The organism is Nitriliruptor sp. (genome assembly GCF_040882075.1).
GTDB lineage: Bacteria > Actinomycetota > Nitriliruptoria > Nitriliruptorales > Nitriliruptoraceae > Nitriliruptor.
This window is the reverse complement of sequence record NZ_JBBEBZ010000217.1, coordinates 1-10,475: the sequence shown is the minus strand read 5'-3', so window position 1 is coordinate 10,475 and position 10,475 is coordinate 1. Positions and strand designations below refer to the sequence as shown.

The 10,475-nt window shown below is 73.0% G+C and carries 11 protein-coding genes; 5 read left to right on the top strand and 6 right to left on the bottom strand.

Going from position 1 to position 10,475, the window contains the following annotated elements:
• On the bottom strand, positions 1-434 hold a 434-nt coding region (locus WEB03_RS15980), incomplete at its 3' end, for an ATP-binding cassette domain-containing protein (protein ID WP_368071918.1).
• Positions 435-601: 167 nt separating this feature from the next.
• Here WEB03_RS15980 and WEB03_RS15975 point away from each other — a divergent pair.
• On the top strand, positions 602-2,839 hold the full coding sequence (locus tag WEB03_RS15975; RefSeq protein ID WP_368071917.1) for a transglycosylase domain-containing protein: 2,238 nt from the start codon (positions 602-604) through the stop codon (positions 2,837-2,839).
• Between the two features lie 30 nt (positions 2,840-2,869).
• Here the strand turns inward: WEB03_RS15975 and WEB03_RS15970 are convergent, their stop codons facing one another.
• On the bottom strand, positions 2,870-3,757 hold the full coding sequence (locus tag WEB03_RS15970) for a serine protease (RefSeq protein WP_368071916.1): 888 nt from the start codon (positions 3,755-3,757) through the stop codon (positions 2,870-2,872).
• Complete coding sequence (locus WEB03_RS15965; RefSeq protein ID WP_368071915.1) at positions 3,754-4,050, bottom strand: hypothetical protein; 297 nt, start codon at positions 4,048-4,050, stop codon at positions 3,754-3,756. Before WEB03_RS15965 ends, WEB03_RS15970 begins: the two co-directional genes overlap by 4 nt.
• A gap of 64 nt (positions 4,051-4,114) precedes the next feature.
• Between WEB03_RS15965 and WEB03_RS15960 the strand changes: the two genes are divergently transcribed.
• From WEB03_RS15960 to WEB03_RS15950, 3 genes are all read left to right on the top strand, one after another.
• Positions 4,115-4,609 carry a copper chaperone PCu(A)C gene (locus WEB03_RS15960; protein WP_368071914.1) on the top strand — a complete coding sequence of 165 codons (495 nt, stop codon included), beginning with the start codon at positions 4,115-4,117 and terminating at the stop codon, positions 4,607-4,609.
• 66 nt (positions 4,610-4,675) lie between these two features.
• Positions 4,676-5,425 carry an SCO family protein gene (locus WEB03_RS15955; RefSeq protein WP_368071913.1) on the top strand — a complete coding sequence of 250 codons (750 nt, stop codon included), beginning with the start codon at positions 4,676-4,678 and terminating at the stop codon, positions 5,423-5,425.
• Complete coding sequence (locus WEB03_RS15950; protein ID WP_368071912.1) at positions 5,422-6,300, top strand: cytochrome c oxidase assembly protein; 879 nt, start codon at positions 5,422-5,424, stop codon at positions 6,298-6,300. The genes WEB03_RS15955 and WEB03_RS15950 overlap by 4 nt, the downstream gene beginning before the upstream one ends.
• 122 nt (positions 6,301-6,422) lie before the next feature.
• Here WEB03_RS15950 and WEB03_RS15945 read toward each other — a convergent pair whose 3' ends face one another.
• The 3 genes from WEB03_RS15945 to WEB03_RS15935 form a co-directional block, all read right to left on the bottom strand.
• Positions 6,423-7,427 (bottom strand): acyltransferase, encoded by a 1,005-nt coding sequence (locus WEB03_RS15945; RefSeq protein ID WP_368071911.1) that lies wholly within the window; start codon positions 7,425-7,427, stop codon positions 6,423-6,425.
• Positions 7,424-8,383, bottom strand: a complete 960-nt coding sequence (locus WEB03_RS15940) for a class I SAM-dependent methyltransferase (RefSeq protein ID WP_368071910.1) — start codon at positions 8,381-8,383, stop codon at positions 7,424-7,426. The genes WEB03_RS15945 and WEB03_RS15940 overlap by 4 nt, the downstream gene beginning before the upstream one ends.
• Positions 8,384-8,459: 76 nt before the next feature.
• Positions 8,460-9,242 (bottom strand): enoyl-CoA hydratase/isomerase family protein, encoded by a 783-nt coding sequence (locus tag WEB03_RS15935; protein WP_368071909.1) that lies wholly within the window; start codon positions 9,240-9,242, stop codon positions 8,460-8,462.
• A gap of 131 nt (positions 9,243-9,373) precedes the next feature.
• On the opposite strand from WEB03_RS15935, the gene WEB03_RS15930 reads away from it, so the two are divergent.
• A partial coding sequence (locus WEB03_RS15930; protein ID WP_368071908.1) for a carboxyl transferase domain-containing protein occupies positions 9,374-10,475 on the top strand: 1,102 nt, incomplete at its 3' end.

The window sequence follows — 10,475 nt, the reverse complement described above, 5'->3', positions numbered from 1 at the left end:
TGGGCGATACCGAGCCGCTGCCGCATCCCGAGGCTGTAGGCCCCGACGCGCTTGCATCCCGCATCCCCGAGACCCACCAGTTCGAGCGCCGCGTCGCACCGCTCGAGCGGGAGGCCGGCGGCTCGTGCGCTGATGCGCAGCTCGTCGATCGCGCGCCGGGCCGGGTGGTGGCCGACCCCGTCGACGATGGATCCGACCGTCTCGGCGGGTCGCTCGAGGTCGTGGAACGGCACCCCCTGCACGAGCGCCGTCCCTGCGGTCGGGGCGGTCAGGCCGACGATCATCCGGAGCGTGGTCGACTTCCCGGACCCGTTCGGGCCGAGGAAGCCCACGACGCGGCCCGCGGGGACGTCGAAGGTGAGGTCGTCCACGGCGAGCTCACGCCCGAACCGCTTGGTCAGGCCACGGACGGAGACGGCGGCACCTGCGGTCAAGGGTGATCCTGCGTACGGAGAGCGCCGACCCTAGATGTTCGGTGCGGACCGGGGTGCGAGGTCGCACGCTGCGGGGCGACGGTGCCGGCCGCGGCCTCAGAGCCCGCGTGCGGTCGCGCGGTCACGATGGCGCACGCGTAGCCTCGTGCGGTCGACCGGTGGGAGCGGTGAGGGTGCGGACGTTGCTGCTACGTCGCGGGCTCCTCGCCGTCCTCGGGGCGGGCACCACCGTGGCGGGACTCATCGTGCTCGTGGCCGCGATCGCGCTGCGGGTCGACTGGGACGTGCCCGAGCCGGCCGCGCTCACCGGCCCGACGGTGCTGCTCGATGCCGATGGGGAGGTGCTCGTCCGGTTCACCGCTGAGGTGGACCGGGAGGTCGTCTCGCTGGACCGGATCGCCCCGGTCGTCCTCGATGCCGTCATCGCTTCCGAGGACGCGCGCTTCTACGAGCACGACGGCGTGGACCCCCTCTCCCTCATCCGCGCCGTGGTCACCAACGTGCGGACCGGTGGCATCACGCAGGGTGGGTCGACCCTGACCCAGCAGTACGTCAAGAACGCCTTCGTCGGCGACGAACAGACCGTCATGCGCAAGGTCCGCGAGGCGGTCATCGCCATCGCGCTCGAACGGTCGACCTCGAAGGAGGAGATCCTCGAGAGCTACCTCAACGCCGTCGCGTTCGGTGAGGGAGCCGCCGGCGTCCAGGCGGCGGCTCTCACCTACTTCGGCGTGGGCGCCGACCAGCTCGACGCGGCCCAGGCGGCCGCGCTGGCGCAGACGCTGCCGGCCCCGTCGGTGCGCAACCCGCGGGCTGACCCGGAGGGTGCTCGCGCCCGCCGCGATGCGCTGCTCGCTCGGATGGGCGAGCTCGGCTCGCTCACGGACGCGGAGGTCCGCGCCGCGCAGGCGCAGCCACTGGAGGTCGCTCCGCGGCCCGAGGTGCGTGGCGGCGACGCACCGGCGTTCATCGGCTACGTGCGACGCCAGATCGAGCACGCCTACGGCCCGGAATCGGTCCTGACCGGCGCGCTCACCGTCCGGACCACCTACGTCCCGGAGGTGCAGCGCGCCCTCGACGAGGCGGTCGCCGAGGTCCTGCCCGCGGACGAGGTCGGCGACGTCGAGGCCGCGGCCGTCGCGCTCGACCCTCGGACCGGAGCGATCCTGGCCATCCACGGCGGGCGCGACATGATCGTCGGCGACCTCGACCTCGCGACGATGACCCGGCGACAGAACGGGTCCGCGTTCAAGCCGTTCGTCTACGCGGCTGCGCTCGAGGATGCGCTGGTGGAGCCGACCGACACCCGGCCCGCTCCCGGGAACGTCACCGTCTCGGAGTGCGTCGATCACGACGGCCCGCCGATCACCGTCCGGGGCGGTCCGGGCGGCCGGTTGGCGGTCCACGAGGCGCTCGTCCGCTCCACGAACACGACCTTCCAGCTGCTCGGGTGCGAGCTCGGCGGCCCGCGCGTCGTCGAGCAGTCACGCCGGCTGGGGGTCGCCAGCGAGGTCGGGACCGAGGCTGCCGTCGCCCTCGGTGGTTCGTCGTTCGGCGCCACCGTGCTCGACATGGCGTCCGCCTTCGGCACGCTGGCGAACGACGGCGTCCTGTGCCCGGCCCGGAGCGTGCTCGAGGTCCGCGACATCACCGGAGCGGAGGTGGCCGTACCCGACGAGGTGGTGGTCATCCCGGGGCAGCCGCGCACGCCACGGCGCCCGTCCGCGGACCTTCTCGCCGACCGAGCGGCCGACCTGGCCGAGCTCGACGCGGATGGCTGCCACGGCGTGGTCCACCCCCGGGTCGCGCGTCAGGTCACCGCGGCCCTCGAGGACGTCGTCGCGCGCGGTACCGGTCGCGCGGCGGACATCGGTCGACCCCAGGGCGGGAAGACGGGCACGACCACGGACGCGAAGGACGCCTGGTTCGTCGGGGTGACCCCGGACCTCGCCCTCGCGGTCTGGATCGGCGACCCCGGGACCGATGGACGGGTCGACCCCCTGACCGATCTGCTCGGCCTCACCGAGGTGACCGGCGGCAGCCTGCCGGCCGCGCTCTGGGCGCGAGCCGCCGAGGAGATCCTGGCCGAGGTGGAGCCGGCACGGTTCCCGTCCGTGGACGACCTCGCGTTCGAGGATCCGGACGCCCCTCGGGTCGGTCCTCGCCGGTCGGTCCCCGCGCCGCCACCGCCCGAACCCGACCCGGACGACACCGCTGACGACGGTGACGACGGTGACGACGGTGACGACGGTGACGACGGTGACGAGGAGCTCCCGGACACCGAGCCGCCGCCCGACGACGACGAGGTCGACGATGGCGCGGGCGACGGCGGCGAACCGCCGCCGGACGATGACGCCGACGGTGACAACGGAGACGGGTCGTGCCTCATCATCTTCGAGTGCTGACGGGACGAGCCGACGCGTCAGGGTCGGCGCTCAGTCCGGGCAGCGGGCGAGGAGCTCGTCGCAGAGGGACCGGATCGGCACCACGACGGGGTCGGCGCTGAACGGCGCGTAGCGCGAGGACGCCACCCCGAGCACGCGACCTCTGGCGTCGAGGACCGGGCCACCAGCGAGCAGGTCGAGGACGGGAAGGTCGGTGACGACACCGGTCGCGTCGGCAGCGGCCACGGTCCCGCCGACGCGGACCGCTCCGAGCGCCGACGTGAGGCCGACCGCGACCACGCGGTCCCCGGGGACGGTGGGCTCGTCCGCGGGACGCCACGGCAGCGGCTCGAACCCGGTGAGCGGGACGCGCAGCAGCAGCAGGTCGCGATCCGCGCGCCAGGAGTGGACGCGCCCGGACGTGTCGCCGGCAGCCGCCCGCACGGCGACGGCGACGTCGAGCGGCACCTCGGGACGCTCCGGGTCGACGAGCAGCCCGAAAGTGGTCACGACGAACGCCTCGTCCCCGGCGGCGGCGACCAGGAACCCGCTGGCCCGACGTCGCTCGGCGACGCGTTGCCCCGTCCCCTCGTCGAGGACGGGTACCTCGGCCTCCAAGCGGACCACCCCGACCTCCGCCGCGTCGGCGAGCGGGAGCTCCGCCGAGAGCTGGTCGCGGACCGCGGCGACCTCCTCCTCGATGGTGGTCAAGGCCTCGTCCGCCGCCTCACGGACGTCGTCGGCCGCGGTCGCCAGATCCGCCCGCGCCGACGCCGTCTCCCGGGTCAGACGGTCGACCCGCTGGGAGGAGAAGACCACCGCGAGCGACCCGGCCAGCACGGCACCGGCGAGCCCCACGGCGACGAACATCGGCAGCAGCCACCAACCGAGCCGGTCCCTCGCCCCGAACAGCCGCTCGCGCCACCCCCGTTCGCTCACGATCGACGGTCCCGCTGGGCCCGGGACCGACGGACCTCGACCATCCGCGCCAGGGCGCCGACGACGGGCACCGCGATCGCACCGACCAGGACGCCGACGCCGAGGTCCCACCCGCGGACCAGCGACGCGCCGCCGCCGATCAGGATCCCGAACGGGACCAACGTCACCAGCACCCGCCACGGCGCTCCGCCGCCGTCGAACCCGCGCGTCGCGACCGTCGCCCCCGTCGCTCCGAGCAGGACCAGCACGAGACCGACCGCGACCGCACCGGGTGACCCGACGCTCAGATCCATGCCACCTCCACGCCTCCCGGCCGGGGCACCGTAGCCCCGCGACCCCGCTGGCTACCCTCCGACCGTGCCCGCTCCCCGCTCCCGCGCCCCCGTCACGAGCGTCGTCGCCCTCCTGGCCGCCGCGCTCGTCAGCTGCGCGGGTGGTGGCACCCCCGACCTGGACGTCGTCGGCACACCGCAGGTCGCCGCCCCCGTCGCCGGTTCGTCGCAGGTCGCGGTCACCGTGGCCAACGACGGCGACGGCGACGACGTGCTGGTCGGCGCCGGCACCGACGCGGCGCTCGCCGCCGAGATTCACCGCACCACCGTCGCCGACGGCGCGGCCGTTATGGAGGTGCTCGAGGAGGTCCCGATCCCCGCCGGTGAGCAGCTCGTGTTCCGTCCGGGTGAGCTCCACCTGATGCTGGTCGTGCCGGACGAGACCGTGCGCGAAGGCGGTACCTTGCGCCTCGTCCTCGAGTTCGAACGCTCCGGCGACGTGGTCGTCGACGCGACGGTCGTCGACCTGCTCGATCTCGCCGAGGACGCGGCCGACGCCCGCGAGGCCGAGGACGCCTGACACGGCCCCCGGCTGGCTCCGGTGGTCCCGCGCCGCTCGCTCCACCGACCCGAGGTCACCCTCCCCGTGCCGCGTCCCCTCCTGCTGCTGTTCGCCGCGCTGCTGGTGCTGCTGTCGGCGTGCGAACCGTCGAGCTCGACCGCGTTCACGGCCACCAACCTCGGCGTCGGCGACGACGGTTGGCGCGGGATCCCGCTGGATCTCGACCCGCCTCGCACGCTGCCCGACGTCACGCTCACGGACGTGGACGGCCAGGACGTCGCGCTCGCCGAGGACCTCGCCGGATCGCCCGTGCTGCTGTTCTTCGGCTACACCTCGTGCCCGGACATCTGCCCGATCCACCTGCGCACGATCGCGTCATCGATGAGCGCGCTCGGGGTCTCGACGGACCAGGTGCAGGTCGTGTTCGTGTCCGTTGATCCGGAACGCGACACCCCCGAACGGATCGACGAGTTCACCACCGCCTTCGACCGCAACTTCATCGGTCTGCGTGGGGACATCGAGGTGGTCGAGGAGGCACTGGCGCAGCTCGACATGCCCGGCCCGGTCGTCGAGGGCGCTGACCCGCGCGGCGAGGGCGAGCTCATCGGTCACCCGGCGCAGGTGATCGGGTTCGACCACGCGGGCGTCGCACGTCGGCTGTGGCCCTTCGGTGCCCGCCGCGCCGACTGGGTGGCCGACCTCCCCCGCATCCTGGAGGAGTGGACCGCGGAGCGCGGCTCGGGACGAGCGAGCGACGATCCGCAGCCGCTCGACACCGACCGGGACGTCGAGGGGCTCCCGGGGAGCCACGGTCAGGGCGAGGAGCAGCCGTGAACGTGGCGTGGTGGTGCTCGGGCACCGGCCAGGTGTGGACCTGGCGTTACACCCCGTTCATCGGTGTGTGGCTGGTGGCCGCGGCGTTCATCGGTTCGTACGTCGCGGCGCACCGCCGTGCCGGCCAGCCCCTCGACCGGACGCTGCTCCGCCGGTGGTGCCTCGGCGTCCTCGCCCTGTTCGTGGTCTCCGAGTGGCCCATCGGGCAGCTCGGTGCGGGCTACCTCGCCACCGTCGGGGTCGCCCGGTACGTGGTCTACACGTTCGTGGCTGCGCCGCTGTTGCTGTCGGCCCTCCCGACGTGGTTGATCGACCGGTGGCTGCCGTTCGGATCGCGCCGTGAGCGGGCCGTGAGCTTCGTGACGCGCTGGCCGGTGGCCCTGCTGGTGTTCAACGTCGTGCTCTTCGGGACCCACGTGCCCGTCGTCGTCGACGGGCTGAAGACCACCCAGCTCGGGTCCTTCTCGATCGACGTGCTCCACCTGTCCGCCGGGCTGGTGTGGTGGTGGCCGGCGATCCGGCGAGAACGGGCGAGGAACGCCATCCAGGAGCCGATCCGCGCCTTCTACCTGTTCGCGTCCTCGGTCCTGATGTTCGTCCCGGCCGCGTTCCTGACCTTCTCCCCGCTGCCCCTCTACGGGCTGTACGAGCTGGCGCCCCCGCTGTGGCTCGGCTTCGACGCCATCGCCGACCAGCAGGCCGCCGGCATCGTGATGAACGTGGTCGGCGGGTTCGTGCTGTGGGGCATCATCGCCGCGCTGTTCCTGCGGTGGGCCCGCGACCAGCACGAGGACGACGAGGTCACGCGCCGCGCCGAGAACGTCGTCCGGCTCGCCCAGGCACGCGCGTCGTCAGCCGACCGCGACGAGCCCTGACGGTCAGCACCGAGCGACAGCAGCGCAACTTCCTGGGCTCGGGCCCAGGTCCTTGCACTGGACGGGTCCGATCGAGCGTCGACGCTGCAACTTCCTGGGCGCAGGCCCAGGTCGTTGCACGGCTAGCCGATCGGGTCGCCGGGGATGGGCATGCCGCGCTGGACGAGGCCGAGCGCTTCCTCGGGGTCCATCCCGGCCGGGAGGCGTGACTTGACCACGCGGACGGGCACGCCGACGGCGATGGAGAACGGCGGGACGTCAGCGTTGACGAGGCAGTGCGACGCGATCACCGACCCGAACCCGACGTCGACGCCGCGCAGCACCGTGGCCTTCTCGCCGATCCAGACGTCACCGCCGACCCGCACGGGCGACTTGACGATGCCCTGGTCCTTGATGGGTACGTCGAGCCGGTGGTAGATGTGATCGAAGTCGCAGATGTAGATCCAGTCGGCCAGGATGCAGGCCTCGCCGAGCTCGACGTCGAGGTAGGTGTTGACGACGTTGTCGCGGCCCATCACGACCTTCGCGCCGAGGGTGAGCTGACCCTCGTGGGCGCGGAGCTTGTTGTCGTTGCCGATCCAACACCAGGGACCGATGACGAGCCGCCCGTGGTACGGGCGGGCGTGGAACTCGACGCGCTTGCCGGTGAAGGTCAGACCCTGGAACTCGACGTTGTGCCCGGTCGCCTTCAGCCGCGCGACGTGCCAGGCATAGCGCTGGTAGAGGCGCAGGAACTGCGGCGTGTACATCCTGCGCTCGACGGCGAACCGCGCGGCGCCGCGCCACCCCCACCGCGGGTAGCGGCGCCGCATCGGTGGCCGGCGCAGGTGCGAGGGGACGCCGAGCTCGGCGAGGGCGTCATCGCCGAAGGCCGACGCGCGGGCCATGCCCTCGCGTGCGATCTCGGTGGCGACAGCCAGCTCGGCGTGCTGGGACAGCGCCTGCCGGGCGGCGTCCTCGACGGCGGCCGGGTCGTCCACGTCGACGTCGAGGAGGGGATCGCCCTCGACCAGGTCGCGATCGGCGACCGCGGGGCGGGCGCCCTCGTCGGTGACGACCTCGGCAGCTTCGGGCACACGCCGCGTGCCGATGACGCGGTGCTCGCCGTCCGCTGCCGGGTCGGTCACGCGGGCTTCCGGGCGTGCAGGATCAGGTTGTAGAACAACCCGCGCGGCACGACCCGGCGCAAGACCTTCTCGTCGAGCGCGGCGAACCGATTGTAGTTGTCGAACGCGAAGAACGCCCAGCGGGTCCCGAGCAGACCCGGCCGCACCGACGCCTCGATGGTGCGCACCGACCAGCCGAACCAGTTCGCGGTGAGCTCCTCGGTGACCACCCGCACGTCCTCGAAGCCGGCGAGGTCGGCCATGTGTTCGACGTCGTCGGGCCGGAAGGTGTGCAGGTCGACCTGGTCCTCGAGGGCGGCGAGGACGGCGTCGCGGTCCTCGGCGTGCGAGCCGCTCGACGGCTTGCGCCAGCTCTCCAGCCCGGGGAGCTTGGTGACCTGCATGAACGCCCGCCAGGTGTTGTGCTTGACGAAGTGCGAGATGCGGTCGCCGAAGTGGGTCGGTTCGCCGGCGATGACCAGCGTCCCGCCGGGAGCGAGCACGCGGTACATCTCCTGGATGGCCTTGCCGGGTACGGGCAGGTGGTGGATGAAGGCGTGCCCGATGACCAGGTCGAAGCTGTCGTCGTCGTACGGCAGCGCTTCGGCGTCACCCTGGGTGGTGGTGATCTCGAGCCCGTGGTCGCGGCCGTTGCGTTCGCAGACGTCGAGCATCCCCTGGGAGATGTCACTGGCCTCGAGGGTGGCGCCATCGAGCGCGCCGCCGAGGGCGAGGTTGATCGTGAAGAACCCGGTGCCCGCACCGACCTCGAGCACGCGGTCGAAGGTCGCCCCCTCGGGCACCACCTTGCGGAGCCGCTCGACGGCGTACTCGATGCAGCGCTCGTCGTAGGAGATCGAGAACTTCTCCTCGTAGCTCTGCGCCTCCCAGTCGTGGTAGGCGGCCTGCTTCTGCTTGAGGTCCATCGCGTCGGTGTCGGCGTAGGTCAGCTCATCCGGCAGCGCTTCTGCGGACATCTCGATCTCCTGCTGGTGGTGCGGGGCGGTGGTGCGACGTCGTGGTGCGTCGCGTGGAGCAGCGTCGGGTCGGGTGTCAGCGGCCGGTGAACTCGGCCTTGCCGGGTCCGTTCTCGATGAAGCTGGCGATGCCCGTCCGGGCGTCCTCGGTGGCGAAGCAGGCCGCGAACATGGCGGTCTCGAGCCGCAGCCCCTGGTCGAGCGGCTGCTCGGTGCCGTCCTCGATCGCGCGTTTGGCCAAGCCGATGGCGTACGGGCCCGCGGCGTACCTGGCCGCAGCCGCCGCCGCGGCGGCCTCGAGCTCGTCGACCGAGTGCAGCTCGTCGGCCAGACCGATCTCGACCGCTTCGGTCGCGTCGACCATGCGACCGGAGAGGATCAGCTCCTTGGCCTTGGACAGCCCGACGAGGCGTGGCAGGCGCTGGGTCCCGCCGGCGCCGGGGATGATGCCGAGCAGGATCTCGGGCTGGCCGAGCTTGGCGTTGTGGGCGACGAACCGGAAGTCGCACGCCATCGCCAGCTCACACCCGCCGCCGAGGGCGTACCCGGTGATCGCGGCGATGGTGACCATCGGCACGCGGGCGAGGGTGTCGAGGCTGCGTTGGAGGATCGCGCCGATCCGGGGCGCCTCCTCGGCGGTCCAGGTCGGGAACTCCTTGATGTCCGCGCCGGCGGCGAACACCTTCGGACCGCCGGTGACGACCAGAGCGCGGACGTCGTCGCGTTCGGTGGCCTCGTCGGCGGCGCCAGCGATCTCGCGCCAGACCTGCAGCGACAGCGCGTTCATCGGCGGCCGCTCGAGCCGCAGCGTGCCGACACGGGTCTCCGCGTCCACGTCGAGACGGACGAACTCGCCCACGGTTGCTCCCCACGATCGGTGACCACCGAGTCTAACGGCGCGTCCGGCTGGCCCTCCCCTCGGGGTCGGCCTCTACGCTGTCGGCCGTGAGCTCGCCCCGCAGCGCCGCCGCCCCAACGTCACCGCGATCGGTGACGCTGTCCCCCCTGCCCGGCACCCCGCCGCCAGCAGCCGACGATCCGCTCGGCTTCCCCGGCTACGTGGAACGGCTGGCGTCCGCGCGTGAGGACGATCCGGACGCGGAATCGCTCGAGGTCGGGACGGTCACCGTGAGCGGTGTCGAGGTGGTCGTCGCCCGGGGCGTGTTCAGCTTCCTCGGCGGCTCGATGGGGACCACGCACGGCGACCGCTTCGCGCACGCCGCGTCGGTCGCTGCGGACCGCGGGCTCCCCCTGTTCGTGGTGACCTCGTCCGGCGGTGCCCGGATGCAGGAGGGCATGCGCTCGCTGATCCAGATGTCCCGGGCCGCCGAGGGCGTCCGTCGGCTCCGCGAGGCCGGCGTCCCGGTGGTCGCCCACCTGACCCACCCCACCACGGGCGGCGTCCACGCGTCCTACGGAGCGCTCGCGGACGTGGCGGTGGCCGATGCCGGCGCCACGATCGGGTTCGCTGGACCGCGGGTCGTCGAGGCGTTCACCGGTGACGCGGTGGGCGACGACAGCCACACCGCCGAGGCCGCCCTCGGATCCGGGCTGGTCGATGCGGTGACCGCGTCACCGGACAGCGCGCTCGAGTGGGCCGGCACCGCCCTCCGACTGCTCCACCCGGCGCACCGTCACGGGGCGCTGCCGGCCGCCGAGCACGTCGACGAGCCCACCGTCGAGCACGAGCCCTGGGACGCGGTCCGCCGCGCACGCCGCACCGACCGCCCGTCCGCCCGGGATCTGCTCGCCGACGTCTTCGACGAGCACCTCGAGCTCCGCGGCGATCGTGCGGGCACCGACGACGCGGCCGTGGTCACCGCGCTCGCGCGGCTCGGACAGCGCACCGTGGTGATCGTCGGCTTCGACCGACGGGGATCACGCGACGGCGGGCGGCCGGGGCAGGCCGTGGCGGCCGGCTACCGCAAGCTCCAACGGGCGCTGCGCCTGGCGGGCCGGCACGACCTGCCCGTGGTCGCCCTGGTCGACACCCCAGGGGCCGACCCGTCACCAGCGTCCGACCGATCCGGTCTGGCGACCGCCATCGCCGAGACCTTCGTGGCGACCCTCGCGGTCACGGCTCCGACGATCG